General features: G+C 54.4%; 18 protein-coding genes. 12 read left to right on the top strand and 6 right to left on the bottom strand.

The window, feature by feature from the left end:
* Position 1 precedes the first annotated feature (1 nt).
* The 4 genes from stpA (at position 2) to Q8W32_RS07495 (ending at position 4,876) form a co-directional block, all read left to right on the top strand.
* The gene (gene stpA / locus Q8W32_RS07510) at positions 2–1,261 is read left to right on the top strand and encodes a glucosylglycerol 3-phosphatase (protein ID WP_305414379.1); all 1,260 of its coding nucleotides are present in this window, start codon (positions 2–4) and stop codon (positions 1,259–1,261) included.
* A 266-nt stretch (positions 1,262–1,527) separates the two neighbouring features.
* A complete protein-coding gene (ahpC, locus tag Q8W32_RS07505; protein WP_305414378.1) occupies positions 1,528–2,085 on the top strand; it encodes an alkyl hydroperoxide reductase subunit C in 558 nt (185 codons plus the stop codon).
* A 376-nt stretch (positions 2,086–2,461) separates the two neighbouring features.
* Positions 2,462–4,024 (top strand): alkyl hydroperoxide reductase subunit F, encoded by a 1,563-nt coding sequence (gene ahpF, locus Q8W32_RS07500; RefSeq protein ID WP_305414377.1) that lies wholly within the window; start codon positions 2,462–2,464, stop codon positions 4,022–4,024.
* Positions 4,025–4,225: 201 nt separating this feature from the next.
* Positions 4,226–4,876, top strand: a complete 651-nt coding sequence (locus tag Q8W32_RS07495; RefSeq protein WP_305414376.1) for a glutathione S-transferase family protein — start codon at positions 4,226–4,228, stop codon at positions 4,874–4,876.
* A 48-nt stretch (positions 4,877–4,924) separates the two neighbouring features.
* Here Q8W32_RS07495 and Q8W32_RS07490 read toward each other — a convergent pair whose 3' ends face one another.
* Positions 4,925–5,905: an MBL fold metallo-hydrolase gene (locus Q8W32_RS07490; RefSeq protein ID WP_305414375.1), complete on the bottom strand. Its 981-nt coding sequence runs from the start codon at positions 5,903–5,905 to the stop codon at positions 4,925–4,927.
* 304 nt (positions 5,906–6,209) lie between these two features.
* On the opposite strand from Q8W32_RS07490, the gene Q8W32_RS07485 reads away from it, so the two are divergent.
* Positions 6,210–7,187: a glyoxylate/hydroxypyruvate reductase A gene (locus Q8W32_RS07485; RefSeq protein ID WP_305414374.1), complete on the top strand. Its 978-nt coding sequence runs from the start codon at positions 6,210–6,212 to the stop codon at positions 7,185–7,187.
* A 39-nt stretch (positions 7,188–7,226) separates the two neighbouring features.
* On the opposite strand, the gene Q8W32_RS07480 is transcribed toward Q8W32_RS07485, so the two are convergent.
* The 4 genes from Q8W32_RS07480 to Q8W32_RS07465 form a co-directional block, all read right to left on the bottom strand.
* Complete coding sequence (locus tag Q8W32_RS07480; protein ID WP_305414373.1) at positions 7,227–7,511, bottom strand: hypothetical protein; 285 nt, start codon at positions 7,509–7,511, stop codon at positions 7,227–7,229.
* Positions 7,512–7,546: 35 nt separating this feature from the next.
* Complete coding sequence (locus tag Q8W32_RS07475) at positions 7,547–8,545, bottom strand: LLM class flavin-dependent oxidoreductase (RefSeq protein ID WP_305414371.1); 999 nt, start codon at positions 8,543–8,545, stop codon at positions 7,547–7,549.
* Between the two features lie 106 nt (positions 8,546–8,651).
* Positions 8,652–9,086 carry an MAPEG family protein gene (locus Q8W32_RS07470; RefSeq protein ID WP_305414370.1) on the bottom strand — a complete coding sequence of 145 codons (435 nt, stop codon included), beginning with the start codon at positions 9,084–9,086 and terminating at the stop codon, positions 8,652–8,654.
* Between the two features lie 59 nt (positions 9,087–9,145).
* The gene (locus tag Q8W32_RS07465; RefSeq protein WP_305414369.1) at positions 9,146–10,129 is read right to left on the bottom strand and encodes a LysR family transcriptional regulator; all 984 of its coding nucleotides are present in this window, start codon (positions 10,127–10,129) and stop codon (positions 9,146–9,148) included.
* Positions 10,130–10,952: 823 nt separating this feature from the next.
* On the opposite strand from Q8W32_RS07465, the gene Q8W32_RS07460 reads away from it, so the two are divergent.
* The 6 genes from Q8W32_RS07460 to ribB all read left to right on the top strand — a co-directional run bounded on the left by Q8W32_RS07460 (position 10,953) and on the right by ribB (position 16,473).
* On the top strand, positions 10,953–12,458 hold the full coding sequence (locus Q8W32_RS07460; RefSeq protein WP_303432787.1) for a hypothetical protein: 1,506 nt from the start codon (positions 10,953–10,955) through the stop codon (positions 12,456–12,458).
* 42 nt (positions 12,459–12,500) lie between these two features.
* On the top strand, positions 12,501–12,800 hold the full coding sequence (locus Q8W32_RS07455; RefSeq protein ID WP_303432788.1) for a hypothetical protein: 300 nt from the start codon (positions 12,501–12,503) through the stop codon (positions 12,798–12,800).
* Between the two features lie 2 nt (positions 12,801–12,802).
* On the top strand, positions 12,803–13,834 hold the full coding sequence (locus tag Q8W32_RS07450) for an LLM class flavin-dependent oxidoreductase (protein ID WP_305414368.1): 1,032 nt from the start codon (positions 12,803–12,805) through the stop codon (positions 13,832–13,834).
* 35 nt (positions 13,835–13,869) lie between these two features.
* Positions 13,870–15,186 carry an LLM class flavin-dependent oxidoreductase gene (locus tag Q8W32_RS07445; RefSeq protein ID WP_303432790.1) on the top strand — a complete coding sequence of 439 codons (1,317 nt, stop codon included), beginning with the start codon at positions 13,870–13,872 and terminating at the stop codon, positions 15,184–15,186.
* A 10-nt stretch (positions 15,187–15,196) separates the two neighbouring features.
* Positions 15,197–15,682, top strand: coding sequence for a flavin reductase family protein (locus Q8W32_RS07440; protein ID WP_305414367.1), 486 nt, complete (start codon positions 15,197–15,199; stop codon positions 15,680–15,682).
* A gap of 119 nt (positions 15,683–15,801) precedes the next feature.
* A complete protein-coding gene (gene ribB / locus Q8W32_RS07435; protein WP_305414366.1) occupies positions 15,802–16,473 on the top strand; it encodes a 3,4-dihydroxy-2-butanone-4-phosphate synthase in 672 nt (223 codons plus the stop codon).
* A 192-nt stretch (positions 16,474–16,665) separates the two neighbouring features.
* On the opposite strand, the gene Q8W32_RS07430 is transcribed toward ribB, so the two are convergent.
* Entirely contained in the window at positions 16,666–17,568 is a 903-nt protein-coding gene (locus Q8W32_RS07430; protein ID WP_303432793.1) for a LysR substrate-binding domain-containing protein, read from the bottom strand.
* Positions 17,569–17,811: 243 nt separating this feature from the next.
* On the opposite strand from Q8W32_RS07430, the gene Q8W32_RS07425 reads away from it, so the two are divergent.
* A complete protein-coding gene (locus tag Q8W32_RS07425) occupies positions 17,812–18,810 on the top strand; it encodes a YeiH family protein (protein WP_305414365.1) in 999 nt (332 codons plus the stop codon).
* The last annotated feature ends 595 nt before the right edge of the window (positions 18,811–19,405 follow it).

Here is a 19,405-nt window from a genome sequence, read left to right as displayed (position 1 = left end):
TATGTCCCCGGATCTTTCTTCGTATCAATGGCACACCGATACTTCTCCGCTCGCTGATGCCCTGGCGGCAGAACGCGATTATCTGATCATTCAGGATCTGGACGGTGTGTGTATGGGGTTGGTTAACGACCCGCTGAGCCGCACGATGGATCCTGCTTATATCCAGGCTGTACGCCAACAGGCCGGGCATTTCTACGTGCTCACCAATGGCGAACACATCGGCAAACGAGGGGTCAATCCGATTGTTGATCGGGCGTTAGGAGACTCAACAGCCGAGCAGCAAGGTTTGTATTTGCCGGGCCTGGGTGCCGGTGGCGTCCAGTTACAGGATCGCTTTGGCAAAGTCACTCACCCCGGTGTCAGCTCGGCAGAAATGGCCTTCTTGCTGCAAATACCAGTGAAAGCCCGCTATTTTCTGATCAATTTACTGGGCAATACTCCCTACAACCTCGCCAAGGAAAACATCCACTTGCTGGCAGACGCCGTCGTGCTGGATAACCGCGCTTCGCCGACGATTAATGCCAACCTGTTATGTGCCGTACTCGGTTCGGTCAGTAGCGTGACGCGGCTGCAACACGATTTGCAGTCTTTTATGGCCAAATTGCTGCTAGAGGCGCAAGCACAAGGCATGGGTGATTCTTTCTTTATCCACTATGCCCCAAACCTGGGAACCGATCCGGTAACCGGGCAAGAGCGGATTAAACCGGCCGATGGTAACAGCTGGGGAACCACGGATTTCCAGTTCATGCTGACCGGTGCAGTAAAGGAGTCCGGAGTGCTGGTATTACTGAATCAGTATTACGCTGCCAAAACCGGGGTGTATCCACTGGGAGAAGATTTCAGCGCCCGTAGCGCACCAGGCTCCCATGCCGCACTGCTGGCTTTATCCAGGGAAGCGTTTGATCCGGCCCAGATGCCCCGCATTATCGGCGTGGGTGACACCATCACCTCCCATCGGGTGGGGGATGAATGGCAACGGGGTGGCAGTGACCGGGGCTTCCTGACCCTGGTGCAGGATCTCGGCCGTCAGTTCGAATCCGATAACGTAGTCTTGCTGGTCGATAGCAGTGGCGGTGAGGTGATTCGCCCGAGTGTGGATGTTGACGCCCTGCAGCAGCACCCGGCTGATCATGAGTCGTACTGGCAAGCAGTGGCGGGCTTGAGTGATCCGGCCGATCCGCTGCAGGTTAATTTTGTCTGTGCAGGGGGGTATCCGCAATATCTGGCCTGGTTCAGGCATATTGCTGATCTGACTCATTGATTTCTTGCCCGGATGGCCAGACATTACCGTAAGCGTCGGTCGTGTCTGGTCTGGGCCTGCCTTTACCTGACTCACAATTGTGTTCGAGTTAATCCAGCCGGCTGCCTGCTGGCTTTCATTCGGCTCGTCTCAATAGCGATATCGTTCGATGGCTATTGGCTATAGGCCTATTTAAAAAGATTAATTTAACCTATGGCGTGGAGCGGCGCATTATAGATCTCGTTCCCGGATATATTCTCTGACTCAAACTCACTGGAGTGACCACTATGATCAATACTGCTATCAAACCATTCTCTGCTACTGCCTTTAAACAAGGCGAATTCGTCGACATCACCGAAGCCGACGTTCTGGGTAAATGGGCTGTCTTTTTCTTCTACCCAGCTGACTTCACCTTTGTTTGCCCGACTGAACTGGAAGACCTGGCCAGCAAATACGAAGAACTGCAATCCATGGGTGTTGAAGTGTTCTCTGTTTCGACGGATACCCACTTCTGCCACAAAGCATGGCACGACACTTCAGATGCGATTGGCACCATCAACTACTACATGGTAGGCGACCAGACGGCCACTATCACCAGCAACTTCGGTGTACTGCGTGAAGGTCAAGGCCTGGCAGACCGTGCCACTTTCCTGATCGATCCAGAAGGTGTGATTCAAGCCATGGAAGTGACCGCTGAAGGTATTGGCCGTGATGCCGACGACCTGATGCGCAAAATCAAAGCGGCTCAATACGTCGCGGCTCACCCAGGTGAAGTTTGCCCGGCCAAGTGGAAAGAAGGCGAAGCCACACTGGCTCCTTCACTGGATCTGGTTGGCAAAATCTGATCTGAATTTTGGGCAGATAAGATAAAAGGGAGCATCCGCGGCTGCTCCACTGTTGTGAACAGCCTCGTCTTTAGACGGGGCTGTTTGCGTTTGTAGCCACAGTAAAACCAGAGCCGTAACAGCCCTACAAACAACCCAGTCAGCCACTAACCCGGCCGGACATTGATACGACTCAAGCGAGGTCTGTCAGTCCGGGGACACAATGACAATCAGATATTTTTTGTTTTTATTTTTAGCTTTAAGCTATCGAATAGTTAGAAAAGATTGATTTATATAATCATGGGGGCAGGGCTATCATAGTCTCGTATCTTGAATAAAGGCGTTCATGCCGTCGTTGCAGCAGCCTGAACGAAATCAACGAAATAAGGAAACCATCATGCTTGACGCAAACATGAAACAGCAATTGGGCGCTTATCTCCAAAACATCGTTCGTCCGATTGAGCTGACTGTCTACACCAAAGAAGGCAACGACAAATCCACCGAGCTGGAAAGTTTGGGTCGTGATATTGCCGACCTGTCCGACAAGGTTGCCCTGAAAATCGTCTCTGGTGACAGTGGTCGTACACCACGCATGACGGTTGGCCCGGAAGGCGAAGCGGCCCGAGTCACCTTTGCCGGTGTGCCAATGGGGCACGAGTTCACTTCACTGGTACTGGCGCTGCTGCAAGCGGGCGGTCACCCAAGTAAAGCGGCACCTGAGTTGCTGGAGCAAGTCAAAGGCCTGAACAAGCCACTGGACTTTGAAGTGTACATATCCTTGTCTTGCCACAACTGCCCGGATGTCGTCCAGGCCATCAACCTGATGGCGGTACTGAACCCGAACGTGCGTGCCACCATGATCGACGGTGGTGTGTTCCCGCAAGAAGTGGAAACCGTGGGTATAATGGCGGTACCAACTTTGATGCTGAACGGCGAACCTTTTGGCAACGGTCGCATGACGCTGGAAGAGATCCTCAACAAGGTGGACGATGACGCCGACGCCAAAAAAGCCGCCGAAATTTCCGCCAAGGAACAGTTCGACGTGCTGGTGGTCGGTGGTGGCCCTGCGGGTGCTTCAGCGGCGATTTACACTGCCCGTAAAGGCATCCGCACCGGTATTGTGGCTGAACGTTTTGGCGGGCAAGTCATGGATACACTGGCGATCGAAAACTTTATCTCGGTAAAAGCCACCGATGGCCCGAAATTGGTGGCTGGCCTGGAAGAGCACGTCAAGGATTACGATATCGATGTGATGACCAACCAGCGTGCCAAAGCGATTCGTGAGATCGAAGTCGACGGCCAGACACTGAAACAGATTGAACTGGAAAACGGTGCCATCCTGACCAGCAAAGCCGTGATTCTGGCGACTGGTGCACGCTGGAGAGAAATGAACGTACCGGGTGAAGAGCAGTACAAAACCAAAGGGGTGGCCTTCTGCCCGCACTGTGACGGCCCGCTGTTCAAAGGCAAGCCAACTGCCGTTATTGGTGGTGGTAACTCCGGTATCGAAGCCGCGATTGACCTGGCAGGGATCGTTGAACACGTAACCGTACTGGAATTTGGCGACACCCTGCGTGCCGACGCCGTGCTGGTGAAAAAAGCAGAATCCCTGCCGAACGTTACCATCATCAAAAACGCCATGACCACTGAAGTGGTTGGTGATGGCAGCAAGGCGACAGGCCTGAAATACAAGGATCGCGTCAGCGGCGAGATGCACGACCTGACAGTGGCCGGTATCTTCGTCCAGATTGGTCTGGTGCCCAACAGCGAATTCCTGCAAGGCACTTTGGAACTGAGTAACCGGGGTGAAATCGTGATTGACGCCAAAGGCCAGACCAGCGTGCCTGGTATATTGGCGGCCGGTGACGTTACCACGGTGCCGTTCAAGCAGATCATCATCTCCATGGGTGCCGGGGCCACCGCCGCACTGGGAGCGTTTGATTACCTGATCCGGAACTGATTCAGGCTATCAGTGGCCGGTCAGTAGCAGAAAACAAACAGCCACTGTTGTAATACAGTGGCTGTTTTTTTGTGGCCTTTATTCCAGGCCATCGTGCCGGTTTGCCAGAATATGTTGTTGAACATATTGTTGGGCGGCATACAGTGCGTCAGGCCATCTCAGAATCAGGAATGGCCCATTTTTGCTGCGGAGTCTTTTAATATGAGTTCATTGTATCTTTTTGGTCCGGCCATCAGTCCGTATGTTCGTGCGGTTCGTTTGTATGCCCATGAACTGGGATTGCCGCTGGCATTTGGCATGGCCCCGGCGGGCAACCCGATTGCCCCGTATTCCCCGGATCATCTGGCGCTCAATCCGTTTGGGAAATTCCCGATCTTGCTGGACGGCGATTTCAGTCTGCCGGAAGTAACGGCTATTTGTACCTATCTGGATGATCTGGCTGGTGCTTCTGGGCGCCTGGCGGCGTTGTCGAGCCAGCAGCGGGCGACGGTGCTGCGCTGGACCGGAGCGATCGCGATTTATGGACGGCTCTACACCATGGACGGCTTTATGCTGGAGCTGGTGTTTCCCCAGGGTGACAACGGCCGGCCGCGTCTGGATGTGATACGGGGTAATCTGCCGCGAGTCCGTGAGTTTCTGGCAGTGATCGAGCGCCAGCTAGCGGCGTCACGCTGGATTGCCGGTGAGCAGTACAGCATGGCCGACAGCTTGCTGACGCCGTTTCTGGATTATCTTGTCAATGTGCCACCGTTGGATGAACAGGGGGGGTTGCTGGCCCCGGATAGCGCCTGTCGCCGTTATCTGGATAACGTGCGGGAGCGCGATACGGCAAAAATCCTGCAACAGGGTTGATACGCTCCGTCGTCGCGCGCTCGGCAAGCATCTCCGGAGCGCCAGCGGTTATGACGCCTGTCGTTGCAACCACACCTCAATGCCCTGGGTGTTGAGGTTGACGTCCATGCTGAGCCAGTGGCGAGCCTGATCCAGGTCGGCGGCGGGGTTGATTGTTTCCAGCTGCGCCAGCAGGTATGCCATCATGCGCTGCTGGATTCGGTCGCTGCGGCCTTCGGGCGGCGCGATTTCCTGCCGGGCGATGGCAACAAAGGCATCGAGGGATTGCAGCAACTGGCTGACGTTGTCAGCGTGGGGAACAATCGGGCCGTAGTGAGTGAGGTAAATACGCTCGGGCTTGAGCCCTGCCAGCCGTTCGATGCTGGCACGCAACGCGGGTGGATCAAAGTGCACCGGGGTGGTGGTTACAAACAGTAGATTCTGGCCATCGTCGGCATCGAACGCGCGATAGGAAATACCAAAGGTGTCGCCACTGAAGATGCTGTTGCTGGCGCTGTCGTGGACGCAAAAGTGATGCTTGGCGTGACCCTGTGTATCCAGAAAGGTAAAGGTGCGACCGTTGAAGTCCAGCGTGAAACCATCGCTGGCCTGAGTCACCCGCTCTGCGGCAATCGGCAACAGCGAGCCATAAAGTTGCTCGTATTTTTCGGCGCCATACACCGCCCGGGTTCCGGCTTCCAGTTTGCCGGGGTCGATCATATGGGCTGCCCCGCGGGGGTGAATCACCAGTTGGGCATTGGGGCACCAGGCCATCAGGTGTCCGGCACCGGCGGCATGGTCGAGGTGAACATGCGTCGGGATCACATAATCGACGTGGGCCGGGGTCAGGCCGAGCTGATGGATCTGCTCCAGTATATGAGGAACGGTATGGCAGGTACCGGTTTCGACAATGGCCAGGCGGTCTTCCTGTTGGATGATATAGACACTGGCGACCCCCGGAGTGACATATTCTGCATCCAGCTGCCAGATGTCGTGCGGGTGGTGTATCGGGGTGGGGTATTGAGCGGGCTGCTGCCGTGCATCCGTCATAAGAGTCTCTCCACAGTGGCGGTTGGATCCGGGTCGACGGTCGCGCCCGGACTATTATTATCACCGTCAGTAAAGCCGTCTTTGGCAACAGAGGCAATCCGACGAAGTGTTGGCATTTCTTGATGCGACCGGTTGACCATTAATTGTTGCAGTTATTCCCGCCGCTGGTGAATAAAAACGTGCTGCCAGTGGTGCTTGTTTTGTCTTCAGCCGTTTTCGTCTTCAACAATCCGCATTGGTTGGTTTGCGCAACTGAGTTGCGTAAGCTGGATTGCATCGAATTCTTGGACAATCATGGCCGCTGATGAATACAGACACCCTCACTCCCGCTCTTACGCCGGCTTCCTCTTCTGATCTGAACATTGTGTTTGCCACCAATAACCCGGCATTCAGTGCCCGCTTGATGGCGCTGATGGCCACAGAGTATCCACAGGTTGCGGTGTGTACGCCGGACGATCCGGCTGCCCGGCATGCCCAGGTGGCGGCGTGTTGGCATCCACCGGTGGATTTGTTGCAGCGTTGTCCCGGGTTGCAGCTGCTGCAAGCTGTATCGGCAGGGGTTGATCATCTGGGCGACATACTGATGCACAGCGGCTTGCCCGTATCCCGAGTCGTTGATGAAGGGCAACAGCAAGGCATGCTGGAATATGTGTTATGGGGTGTATTGCATCATCAGCGCGATTTTGATCTGGCCTTGAGCAACCAGCAGGCCAAGATCTGGCAATTACATCCGCAGCGCCAGGCTGGTCGTATGCGGATCGGTGTGATGGGCCTGGGGCAGTTGGGGGGATTTATCGCGGCCAGGCTGGCCGGGCTTGGTTATCCTGTTTCTGGCTGGGCAGGCAGTCGCAAGCAGATTGAGCAAGTGCATTGTTACGCAGGAGAGGCTGAGCGAGGAACGTTTTTATCCAGCTGTGACCTGCTGGTTAATTTGCTGCCACTGACCACGGCAACCGAGGCGATTCTGGATGCTTCGCTGTTTGCTGAATTACCGCCGGGCGCGGTAGTGATGAACTGCGGCCGCGGCGAGCACCTGAATGAGCAAGACCTGATCGATGCCTTGAGCAGCGGCCATTTGCGAGCTGCTGTGCTGGACGTGTTTGCGCAGGAGCCGTTGCCGAAAGGCAACCCTCTCTGGGATCAAGCCGGCGTGATCGTGACGCCGCATATGGCATCGTCGGCTTCTGGCCAGGTAATGCTGGCGCAGCTGGTCGAGAACGGCTACCGCCAGCTGGCCGGTCAGCCGTTGCGGCACCTGGTCGATATCGCCAAGGGTTATTGAGTTCGTGCCGGTGGCTGATCGAGTGATTTAATGCGCATATCAATGTGCATGGCGGGTCAGCCAGTTATTGACTTGCGATTCCACGCGGCCGCCAATCAACCTGGCTCGTCTGGCCATTTCGGCATGCCACGCTTTATCGGTTGTGTTGTTTGCAGCCGGTTTGGCGTCACGGGGGTCAGCTCCCTGATAAAGGTAGTAGTCTGCGATGTAAGACAGTGGTTGATCAGACAGGAATCGGTCTGACAGGTCGCTCAGTTGCTGTTGGCCAAAGGGGTCGTGCCCAAGATCAATCAGGGTTGGCGTTTGGTAGCGGGTTGCGAGCACGGCAGCGTAATCCCTCGCCTTGCGTCATACCGTGATCAGCCTCGCGTTGCTGCCATCACAATATCCAGTGCATCCAGCCGCTGTTGGCGATCATAAATATCGTTGGTGAACATCAACTCATCCACCTCCAGCTCCTGTACCAGCGACGCCAGTTTGAATGCCAGTGTTGCTGGCCCACCGACGACAGCCATGGCCAGAAAAGACTGCACTTGCGCTTGCATCGGAAGATCCCACAGGGCATCCATATTTCTGGTGGGTGGCGGTAAAAACAAGGGTTGTCCTGTCATCAGGGCGATCACCCGTTGCTGACTGCTGGTGGCCAGATACTGGGCCTGCTGGTCGGTTGCTGCGGCAATCAACGGCAGCGTGGCAATGGCGTACGGTTTGGCCAGTTGCTCTGATGGTTGAAACTCCCGCCGATACAAGGCCAGCGCTTCGTGTAGATAGCGAGGGGCAAAGTGCGCGGCGAAGGCGTAAGGCAAGCCTCGGTGTGCGGCCAGCTGGGCGCTGAACAAACTGGATCCCAGCAGCCAGATCGGTACCTTGGTATCACTGCCGGGGTAGGCATGGACGGCGTGGCCTCCAGTGCTTTTACCTAACAGTCGTTGCAGCTCGGCGACTTCGGCAGGGAAATGATCCGCTCGCCGCTCGTCACGACGTAATGCCCGGCTGGTGATGGCGTCGGTACCTGGTGCCCGACCCAAACCGAGGTCGATGCGATCCGGGTACAGCGATGCCAGGGTGCCGAACTGCTCGGCAATCACCAGCGGTGGATGGTTGGGTAGCATGATGCCGCCAGAACCGACTCTGAGCTGTCGGGTATGGGCGGCAACCTGGCCAACCAGCACGGCAGTGGCTGAACTGGCAATACCGGCCATATTGTGATGCTCCGCCAGCCACAGGCGTTTGAAACCCAGCTGGTCGGCGTGACGTGCATGCTCCAGCATATGCTGCAGCGTCTGGGGAATATCAGCGCCTTGCGGCACCGTGGCCAGCTCCAGCAATGACAACGGAATCGATTCAAGTACCGACATACAAACCTCATGTTTTATCAGCCGGTTATGCTGGCAGGTTCTCCGGCACGACAACAGCACTGGCGGTGGTACACACTGTTGTCATAGCCCCGGCTGCCGGGGTTGCTCAGGGCAGGCGTAGCACGTGTATCAGTACCATTACCAGCTGGACGATGCTGACCAGCAAACCGACCATATAAAAATAACTGCGCGGACTGGGGTTTCGCTCGGTGGCAATGGCGTAATACAGCCCCATGTGAATCAGCCGGGTGGCGGCATAAATGGAGCACATGACCCCCAGTTTGAGGGCATCAAAGCCACTCAATATGCCGATCAGGGCTGGCCCCAGCAGCAGTGGCAGATTCTCCAGTGAGTTGATAAAGGTGCGGTGACTGCGAAACACAAACGAGCCATGGCTCAACTGCGGGTCAACAATTCCGGGGGTGTAGCGCCCCTGTTTGCGGTGCGCCATGGTGGCGACCAGATTTTGTACCAGTAGAGTGGCAAAAATCAGCATCAGGGCCTGAAACGTCAGGCTGTATGAAGTCATTAATTCTGGCATGGGTGATACCTGTTGTGCGGTGGCGGTTGTGACAAGGTGTGATGACAGGATAGTCGTGATTAAGCGTCATTGCTTGGCTGGCGGCTGGTCGTGATCATCGCGGCGCGGCGGGCAAACTGTTGCTCGATCGTCTGGATATTGTCCTGAATAAAATCGACAAATGCCCGCATGGCCGGGTTGGGCTGCTTGTCGCTGAGATAGACCAGACACCAGGAGCGGCGCAGCGGAAAGCCATCGAGTGGCAGCTGTTGCAGGCTGCCATCATGCAGTTCCGACAGCACCGTCAGCTTCGGCAGTACGGTGACGCCGAGACCGGCCATGACGGCGTGTTTCAGGCCTTCGTTGGAGTCGATCTGCATCACGGGTTGTAGTGGTATCCGGCATTGTTGACTCCAGCATGTCAGAGCCTGGTGGGTGCCGGATTCCTGCTCCCCGACAATCAGTCCATGGTCGAGAAAGTCCTGCACACGCACGTCTGGCTGAGACAGCAGTGGATGGCCGGGGGCCACCAGTGGAATCAGCTCGTTATCCAGAAATGGCAGGGTGGCGAGGGTTTTGTCGACTGGAGCCATGCCCATAATCACCAGATGGTCGGTGTAATCGGCCAGACGCTGTAACGACTCGGAACGGGTCACCATCCGGGCGTGCACCTGTACCTGCGGGTGGCGTGGCATAAAATCCTTTAACAGATACGGCAGTATGCAGTGGGCGGTATCCACGGCGGCAATGTTGAGATCCCCGGCCACCTGGTTACCCATGATAACCAGCTGGTTCTGCAAGGTGCCCAGCTCTTCAAAAATCACTTCAATGCAGGAGGCCAACTGCTCCCCGGCGGCGGTGCAGAACAGTTTGCGGCCGACGTATTCGAACACCGGTTGTTTCAGCGCCAGTTCCAGCTGCCTGACCTGTGAGCTGACCGCGGGTTGAGTCAGTCCCAGTTGTTCTCCGGCTTTGCTGTAGTTGCGGTGGCGATAGACGGCACGGAACACTTGCAGCTGCCGGAAAGACAGGCGACTGATCAGTTGTTGAACAGAATTTGGCATACCAGACTCAATACAAAAAAGCCGACTATAAGGTAAAACGCGGCGTTATCTAAGGTTGCTCGTTCAAGTGTCTGGAAATGAGCTGATTATCGTTTGTTGGCGTTATCGCGGGTTTCGGCGCTGTGGGTGTTGAGCATTCTGGTCGGGACGCTTCAGCGACTGCGGGAAAGGGAAAACGGCCGCTGCCAGACCTCAGATAAACAGCCATGGCAGAGGCCAATGCGTCGTTTATCAGACTCCGTTATCAGTCCGTTGGTGAGTGCGCCATTATTGAACATTCGTTCAAGTTCGTGAGCGATAGCAGGGATTTTGTTGCGTCGGATGGTGGCCAAATACCGTAAAAATACACCGACGGGGCAATGAACGGAGGCTTATGTGGATGATTGGCAGAATGGACACTGAAATTACATTAAATTAAATCACTGAAAAATTCATTTTTTATGGTCGAAAATTAAATACTATCAATAATCTATAGGTATAAAAACTATTCAGAGGCTTCGATTAGATCACAATAATCCGATTGTAAGACGGGTTTCGAGCCTGTTTTAGCGTTTCGATGAGTGGGTTGTACCAAGGGACCTGAATGGCCGCAGAATCGCCTTCCCATAAGGAAAACTTATATAAAAGATAAGTTTTCAATGGCTATTTTATGATGCAACTGCACGGAAGCAGGGCGGGATTTGATATTCATAATGGTGATAAGTATATAAAAAACAGAAATAAGGGCCGTTTTTAAGCCATTTGAAGTCATGGCATAGCTGTTGCTTTATCCCCCTCAGAGCGCCTTCGGGCGTATCCCGAACTCCACTTGAGGAACCTATGTATGGACAAGTCGGCGCTACAGCTAACTGAAGGGCTCACACCGGGCCTTGGCTTTGCACTTATGATCGGACTGGGGCTGGTCTTTCTGGCCCTTGCTTACTTGATCAAGCGAACGCTGATCAGAAACACACATGATTTTATTTCCTCTAATCGCCGCATTGGCCTGGGCTTTGGCGTTGGGTCGGTGATTTCGGTCTGGACCTGGGCCATGGCCGTGATGATGAGTTCAGCGATGACGTTCCAGTGGGGCCTGTCGGGGCTGTTCTGGTTTGTGGTTCCCAACGGCCTGGCATTGATGGTGATGATTCCTCTGGCGCGTATTCTGCGCAAGCGGATGCCGGACGGCTATACCATTAGCCAGTTTGCCTATAACCGCTTTGGTCGTTCCCAGGCGGCTGCCAGTGTGGTCACCATGACGATGATTTTTGGCATCCTGCTGGAGATCCTGATCAACCTCAAAGGCACCTCGGTTGTGATGTCGACGGTGTTTTCGATCGACTGGCGCGTGGCCACGGTTGTCACTGTCTGTGTGGTGATGGCGTATTCATTCTTTGGCGGGCTCTGGACAGCCGTTATGACGGGCACGATCAACACCTGGATGATTACAGTGCCTGCGGCGCTGGTGATTGTGGCAGTCTTTGATCTGATTCCTGGTGGGGTTGATACGGTCTTTGCCGCTGTCGGCGAGGCGGATGAAATCAATCTGTCGATCACCGACTCCGCTGCCGCGGCGGGCTTTGGTATCACGCTGGCCTTTGGCTTGCTGGCTTCGGTTGTTGCTGATCAAACCTTCTGGCAGAAAGTCTGGTCGGTACGCAAGGATCAGGTGTCACGTACGTTCCTGTGGGCCGGGGCGCTGTTCTACCCGATTCCTATCTGTCTGGGCATGCTTGGTCTGGTCGGTATTGGTTTTGGTCTGACGGCCACCGAACTGGGTGGTGATATTGTCGCTGTTGGGCCTTATATCATCTCTCATATCGGTCTGCCGATGACGCTGATCATCGCTTATACGCTGGTGATCCTGGCGGCCTGTTACTCCACCATTGATGGTGCCAGTGCAGCGCTGTCATCTGTTGTTGCCATTGATATCGTCAAACGCTTTGCCCCCAATACCGGTGAAAAAACCCTGTTCTATATCACTAAGGCTTCCATGTTTGTTGGCGGCAGTGTCGCGGCGCTGATCGTGCTCTCCGGGGTCGATTTCACCTCGCTGGTACTGACGACCTACGCATTGAAGACCTCCATTCTGATTCCGCTGGTACTGGCCATTCTCTGGTCGCGAACCAACACCCTCGGTTTTGTGGCCGGTGTCATTCTCGCCATCCTGGTTGGTATGCCCATCCGCAGCATGTACGGCGAGCTGGTCGGTACGCTGTCGATTCTCTCTATCAGCGGTATCACGGTGGTACTGGGTGCGCTGCTGAAACCCGTCAAGTTCGATATGGATGAGCTTGAGAGCATGACGGCCGATCTGGATCACAATGTTGAAGTCGCCAATCGTGCCTGACATCCCGTCGCAAACTGATACGACCCCACTGAGGAAACCGCTATGTCGATCTTGTTTTATGTAACTTTGTTTCTGTGTCTGATAGCGACGGCCATTTTTGTGGCCGGCTATATCAAGGGCGTTACCGGGGCGGTGGCAGATCACCGCGCCACCGCCGAGACGGCCATCCCTGAAGAGCAGGACAGCAACTATGGTCTGGCGATTCTGGCTGCTGTCCTGGCCGCCAGCGGCATCATTGCCATGGTCGGTTTTGTGCCTGAAATGATTTATGCCGGGCCTTTTCTTGCCATTGTGACCGCGACCATGAATGGCGTGGCTTTCTTTGTCGACGCTGAGGGGTAGTCATGAAGTTTGGTCTGTGGTTGCCGGTGTACGGCGGTTGGTTGCGATTACTTAACCATCGCCCGTTACCCGACTTTGAGCAGTGTGCTCGCCTGGCCGTTCAGGCGGAACATGACGGATTTGATTATCTGTACGGCTCGGAGAATCTGCTGAATTGTGTTTATGGCAAGGATGCAGAAGTGGCTGACCCATGGATATTTGCCGCTGGCATCGCCACCTTGACGCAACGGATTGAACTGGTTGTCGCCAGCAAGCCTGGCTTCTGCTCACCACTGGTGGCGGCGCAAATGGCCCGCAGTCTGCAGCAAATGAGTCGTGGGCGCTGTTCCGTCAATATCGTCTGTGGCTGGTGGCCGGAAGAGTTCCGACAGGCCGGTGTGGACTACCTGGACCATGCTGGTCGCTATCGCCGTGCGAATGAGTACTGCCAGAGCCTGCAGCGTTTCTGGGGAGTAACAACCGCAACTGCGGCGGCGGAGTTTTTCAGTGCCGAAGTCGCACCGCCAGTCGACAAGCTCGAACCGGTGCCACCGATCTGGGTGGGAGGGCAGTCCGAGACTGCCCTGGCCATGGCCCGGCGGTACGGCGAGACGATTTTCCTGAACAGCATGCCGATTGCTGAACTCCGGGAAACCATTGCGAATATTCGCAGCACCGAGGCCGCAGAGGCAACACCGCTGAAAATTGCTGTCAGCGCCTTTGTGTTGATGGCAGCAACCGATCACGAGGCGCAAGCCCGTTATCAGGCATTACAGAGCCAGCGGGATGACGCGCTGGTTGATGAACTGCGCACGGCGATGGATGAGTCCGGTGCCAGCTCTTGGGAAGGACTGAGCAAGGAAAAAATGCTCGACTCCAATTGTGGTTTCGACATTGGGCTGGTGGGGTCTACCGACACCATCGCTGCCCGCCTCCGTGAATTGAACGATGCGGGGGTGGATGTGCTGATGTGTCAATTTGAAGACATGGTCGGTGGCAGTCATCAGTTCGCTCAACAGGTTATGCAGCCGTTTCACTCTCTTTATACGGCTTGAATACTTTTCATAATAAGCGCTAGTGGAGAAATACAATGTCCAAGAAAAAAGCACACCTGCTCGGTTTTGTACAACATGGCATCAACAGTCATGCAACAGGTATGTGGCGACACTCCCGCGACAAGGTCAACTGGGATTGGCGCAAGCCCGAGTACTGGCAACACATGGGTCGCACCATGGAGCGGGGTCTGTTTGATGCCATGTTTATTGCAGACGAGCTGGCGCCCTATAACAACTACGAGCAGAGTTCGGATGCGAGTGTGAAATACGCCGTCCAGTGCCCGACCCACGAGCCATCAACCATTGTGCCAATCGTCACCGGCGCGACCAAACATCTGGGTGTGGGAGTGACGCTCTCGACCGCATTTGAACATCCTTATTCCATGGTTCGCCGTCTGTCGAGCCTTGATCATCTCTCCAGCGGACGGGTGGCCTGGAACGTGGTCAGCTCCTACTCCAAATGTGAATGGGATGCGTACGGTGAGCCGATGACCGATCGCTCACGCCGTTATGAACGGATGGAAGAGTACCTGAAGCTTTGTTACGAACTGTGGGATTCCTGGGATGAGGATGCCATCGTTGCTGACAAGGAAAGCGGCGTATACGTCGACCCGACCAAAGTCCGCGAGATCGACTTTGACGGCGAGTTTTTCAAGTCGAAAGGCCGTTCGTTTGTCTGCCGTTCACCACAAGGCCGCCCGGTACTGTGGCAGGCCGGTTCATCGGCGACAGGACGTGATTTTGCTGCCCGCCATGCGGAAGCTATTTTTGCCGTTCACCCCAATATTGATCGCATGCGTGAGTATGCCGACGACGTGAACAGCCGCTTGGCGGCGACAGGCCGTGCGCCTGGCAGCGTCAAACTGATTTACGGACTGCAAACCGTGGTCGCCGAGACACGGGAAGAAGCCGAAGCCAAGTACGAACGCATCAAGGCCTGTATTCCGCTGGAAGGCGCATTGGCCTGGATGTCTGGACACTTTGGCCCGGACTTCTCGACCTACGACCTTGATGAGTACGTACAGAACATCGAGATCCCGGGTATTCAGGGGCTGTTTGAATCCATCATTTACGCCAAGGGCGGCGCACCGGTAACGGTGAAAGAAGCGGCGCTTTATTACGCACAAGGCATGGGCATGCCGATTCTGGTGGGGACCCCCACAGACATCGCCGACAAGATGGAAGAATTCATGGATGAAGGCGGTGCTGATGGCTTTATGTTGGCGGCCACTTACACCCCGGGCTGCTTCGAAGAGTTCGTCGATATGGTCGTGCCTGAGCTGCAGAAACGTGGCCGTTACCGCACCGAATACACGGGTTCGACGCTGCGCGAGAACCTCTTGGCCAACTGAGGCGACGGCAATGATAAGCAACGAACTTTTTTGCAACACGATGCGGCAACTGGCGTCCGGCGTGGCGGTGATCACCATGGAGAACGACGGTCAACTGCACGCCATGACGGCCACGTCCTTTACCTCGGTATCGGCACAGCCGCCGTTGGCGCTGGTGTGTATCAAACGTGGCAGTGATACCGACCAGTTACTGGGCAAGGCAGAGCGTATGGGAGTCAGTCTGTTGAGCGAGAGCCAGCAGGAAATTTCCAATCGATATGCCTGGAAAACAGCCGACCCGGGCCGTTTTGATGACCTCGACACCCGGCGTTGTCCGGGTGGTGCACTGGTGTTTAATGACAGCGCTGCGGTGATGGAAGCGGTGATTACCGAGACCTACGAAGCCGGTGATCACACCATCTACATAGCCCAGCTGGATTATGCGGCGGTGAATGAGGAAGTGCAGCCGTTGTTGTATTGGCAAGGCCGTTACGCCGGACTGGACAGCCCGGCCTGACCGTAGCGGTTTGCCACCGTCAGGCGTGCCAGCGGGTACTGCCTGCCGCTTCTATTAATGAACACTGAAACGGCCGGCCGGGCACCTCCGGCCTTGCCGGTCGACTATCAGGAGGACGTATGTCCAATATGCCATCCATCAAGTTAAGCGCCGCCCTGTCGGAATTGGCGGCCGGTAACATCATTATTCTGACCGATGATGAAGACCGCGAAAACGAAGGTGACCTGTGTGTGGCTGCAGAACACGCTACCCCGGAAGCCATTAATTTTATGGCGATTCATGGACGTGGCCTGATCTGTTTAGCGCTGCCAGAATCCCGTACCCAGACACTGGGGCTTTCTCTGCTGGTGGCTCCAGAAGCAAACCAGACGGCTCATGCCACCCCGTTTTGTATGCCAGTGGATGCCAGGGTTGGTGTAACGACAGGGATTTCCGCACCAGACCGGGCGGAGGCTGTACGAGTTGCCCTGGACCCGGCGAGTCAGGCGGGTGATCTGATTGCACCTGGGCATTTGCCGGTATTGAGCGCCCGGGCTGGTGGTGTACTGGAGCGCTCCGGTCATACCGAAGCCTCGGTTGAACTGGCCCAGCTGGCTGGTCTGACGCCAGGTGCTGTGATCTGCGAAATCATGAACTACGACGGTGGTATGGCAGGGCAGAGTGACCTGCGGCAACTGGCTAAAGAATTTGGCCTGAAGACGCTGGCGATTCGTGATCTGGTGGATTACCAGACCCAACGGGCCGGTTTTCAGGATTGCTCTGTTGGCCAGCTGGTCGGAGAGTATTTCTGATTGATTCTGGGCCGGGCACTTTCTGCATCAGGCGTTGCCAGGCATCGCCTGTGCTGAGCATGGGTGCCTGGAGACAACAGGAGACAGTAACAATCTTATGTCGGCAGCGGCTGAGTTTTTGCTGATTGGCCGGGCGCCGGGATGGGCTGACTTGAGTCAGCCGTGATGGCGGGAAAGGGTTGCCGGAAAGGGTTATGCCGTATTGGCGGACCAGTCTTCGCAGAAGCGCAAAAACGCATTCATTAAACGGCTACGATATTTGTCTTTGTGCACCACGATATACAGGTTCCGTTTCAAATCCAGAAAAGGTACTGCCACCGCTGCCAGATCACCGTGATCGATCATGGCCTTGACGGCGGTAATCGACAGGCAACTGACGCCCAATCCACTGGCGACTGCTGTTTTAATCGCTTCGGTATGCCCTAATTCAAGATAGACTTTTAATTCATGTAAATGATCACGTAATGAATTCTCGAATATGGTACGGGTACCGGATCCGGATTCACGTAATATCCAGTCAGGCTTGTCAAGTAAATCATGGACATTGGACGGTGGATGTTTTGCTAGTGAATGATTCGGATGTGCCACAATAACCAGATTATCCTGTCGCCAGGGAAATGCCTGTAATTCCGGAGCGACACTGATGCCTTCAATAAAAGCAATATCAATTTTAAAAGAAGATAAGTCTTCCAGTGCCTGTTCCGTATTACTTGAATTCAGGCGAATATTGACTTTTGTATGTTGCTTGATAAACCCTCCCAATATGACCGGTAATAAATAATTGCCAATAGTCGAGCTGGCTCCTATTTTTAATGAGCCAACCTGTTGTGTCAGGTGCGTATTGGGGCCGGTTTCTATTTCACTGGCGCGGGAGCACAGCTCAACCGCCAGGGGTAATATGGCCCGGCCTCGATCATTGAGTAACAGAGTACGATCGACGCGATCAAAGACCCGCTCTCCCAGAATATTTTCGAGTTGCGAGACCGACATGCTGACCGCCGGTTGCGACAGATTGAGTTCTTTTGCCGCGTCGCTGAAGCTTCCGTTTTTGACGACCGACGAAAAAATTTCCAGTTGGCGTAGTGTAACGGGCATAAAATATTCCAGTACGTTGATGAGTTCAGGGAACCGCGGATACGTTTGAATATTAACTGAAGCATTAACCGTGCCTGGAATATAAACAGACTGTTGTTGCTCTTTTTTGCAGCGTTTTTTTACGCTGTTTGAGGCTTTTTCTTTCTTGTTTATATCGCTGCTGGAGCGCGGATTGGGTGATGTTTTCGGGTGGCACAATATCTGCAATAACCGGATCTCAAATCACTGTTTAAGGATCACTCCGTGGGTTTCCGACTTTATACCCTGCTCAGCTCACAAGGCTCGATTATTCCTGGTTTTGCTCTCTGTCTGGCTCTGGGTATGGCAGCTGTTTTTTCATCGCCTTTTTGGGGTGTGCCATCACTGATTCTGGCGCTTTTTCTTGGCTATGTTATTGGTGCTCCAGCGCGGGAATTTCCACTCTACAGTGGCATAGAATTCAGTCGGCAGAATATTCTGAAACTGGGGGTGGTGTTGCTGGGAGTGAGACTGGATTTGCATCAGGTGCTGGCGCTTGGCTGGACCCCGGTATTGTTGGTGAGTCTGAGTGTTCCGCTGACAATTCTGTTGGCCTGGGTGATTGGTCGCTGGTTACGGCTACCGACGGAGTGCTGGCTGATTGGTGGCGCAGCGGTGGCTATTTGCGGCGCGTCGGCTGCGATGGCAGTGGCGGCGGTATTGAGTGCTCGTCAGGGGACGTCCCGGATTCTTCCTTATATTGCTGCCAGCGTCACTGGAATCGGCAGTATTGCCATGATCAGTTATCCATTTCTGGTGGATGTGCTGGGTATTAACGCTCAAAGTGCCGGTGTCTTGATCGGTATATCCATTCATGATGTCGCCCAGGTAGCCGGGGCTGGTTACGCCATTTCCGATACGGTGGGTGATGTTGCCATTTATACCAAGATGTTGCGTGTTGCGGCGCTGGTGCCGGTGATTGCGATTATTGCCATTTGGCAGAAATCAAACAGCGATCATGGTAATGGCTTGCCCGGTTTCCTATACGCATTTGCTGCTATTGTAACGCTTAATGCACTGGGGTTTATTGGTGATCAGGTCAAATGGTTGGCAGAAGAATTATCCACTGTTTTTTTGGTAACGGCGATGGTTGGCCTGGGTGCAAAAATCCAGTTCGCGAATCTGCTGGGTGAAAGCTGGCGGCCATTGTTCTTGTTGCTGGTTCTTTCGGTATTGCTGTTTTTGGTGCCATTGTTGGTGATTATTATAAGCGGTGGTTTCTGATTTTATTAATCAATAGTTGACCGGTTTTCCGTTTTTAAATGCTGGCTTTATTGTTTGTTTAATAGTCAGTTTCTTTATTTTTCGAGATGTCTTTTAGCCATTACGAAAGCACTTTGCATAAATATAATTTACCGATGTCATAACTGAACCATGGCCCGCTTATGATGCAGTTGCACGGAATCAGGGCGGCGACCTGCCCGTTCTGCGGTTGGTTCTGTCTCCGCTTTTTATCTCTTGCTCCTCTCTGTCTCGCCTCCGGTGATGACCTGAACCGGCCTGAATGAGTGGATGTGTTTGTTCATATTCAGGCCGTTATGACGTCAAGACCGGGGCTGATTGCGTCAGGTCAAGCTGCTGGCCGGTTGCCCTGTCATGGTGATGCGGCTGATGTGGCTGTTGTTGGGCAATCGGTGGTCATCAGTCATCAGGGTAACGGCTATAGAGAAGAGGCTGACACCATCGTTGAACAGAACTGGTTCTGCCGGGTTTTGTTGAGTCCATAGCTGCAGCTTGTCTATAAGGTAAAGCTTATGGCTGACTAAAATAATATCAATTTTGGATTGATATACGAGTGTCGTAGGGTGAACCCATCAAC

The organism is Oceanobacter sp. 3_MG-2023 (assembly GCF_030688925.1).
Classification (GTDB): Bacteria; Pseudomonadota; Gammaproteobacteria; order Pseudomonadales; family Oceanobacteraceae; genus Oceanobacter.
The sequence above is the reverse complement of the archived record's forward strand: the minus strand, read 5'-3'. Positions and strand labels throughout refer to the sequence as shown.

Coding starts and splice junctions, on each gene's coding strand:
- Q8W32_RS07445 (WP_303432790.1), top strand. CDS start 13,870: ATGTCCAAGAAAAAAGCACACCTGCTCGGTTTTGTACAACATGGCATC.
- Q8W32_RS07470 (WP_305414370.1), bottom strand. CDS start 9,086: ATGCCAGAATTAATGACTTCATACAGCCTGACGTTTCAGGCCCTGATG.
- ribB (WP_305414366.1), top strand. CDS start 15,802: ATGTCCAATATGCCATCCATCAAGTTAAGCGCCGCCCTGTCGGAATTG.
- Q8W32_RS07465 (WP_305414369.1), bottom strand. CDS start 10,129: ATGCCAAATTCTGTTCAACAACTGATCAGTCGCCTGTCTTTCCGGCAG.
- Q8W32_RS07485 (WP_305414374.1), top strand. CDS start 6,210: ATGAATACAGACACCCTCACTCCCGCTCTTACGCCGGCTTCCTCTTCT.
- ahpF (WP_305414377.1), top strand. CDS start 2,462: ATGCTTGACGCAAACATGAAACAGCAATTGGGCGCTTATCTCCAAAAC.
- stpA (WP_305414379.1), top strand. CDS start 2: ATGTCCCCGGATCTTTCTTCGTATCAATGGCACACCGATACTTCTCCG.
- Q8W32_RS07495 (WP_305414376.1), top strand. CDS start 4,226: ATGAGTTCATTGTATCTTTTTGGTCCGGCCATCAGTCCGTATGTTCGT.
- Q8W32_RS07460 (WP_303432787.1), top strand. CDS start 10,953: ATGGACAAGTCGGCGCTACAGCTAACTGAAGGGCTCACACCGGGCCTT.
- Q8W32_RS07475 (WP_305414371.1), bottom strand. CDS start 8,545: ATGTCGGTACTTGAATCGATTCCGTTGTCATTGCTGGAGCTGGCCACG.
- Q8W32_RS07455 (WP_303432788.1), top strand. CDS start 12,501: ATGTCGATCTTGTTTTATGTAACTTTGTTTCTGTGTCTGATAGCGACG.
- Q8W32_RS07430 (WP_303432793.1), bottom strand. CDS start 17,568: ATGCCCGTTACACTACGCCAACTGGAAATTTTTTCGTCGGTCGTCAAA.
- Q8W32_RS07490 (WP_305414375.1), bottom strand. CDS start 5,905: ATGACGGATGCACGGCAGCAGCCCGCTCAATACCCCACCCCGATACAC.
- ahpC (WP_305414378.1), top strand. CDS start 1,528: ATGATCAATACTGCTATCAAACCATTCTCTGCTACTGCCTTTAAACAA.
- Q8W32_RS07450 (WP_305414368.1), top strand. CDS start 12,803: ATGAAGTTTGGTCTGTGGTTGCCGGTGTACGGCGGTTGGTTGCGATTA.
- Q8W32_RS07440 (WP_305414367.1), top strand. CDS start 15,197: ATGATAAGCAACGAACTTTTTTGCAACACGATGCGGCAACTGGCGTCC.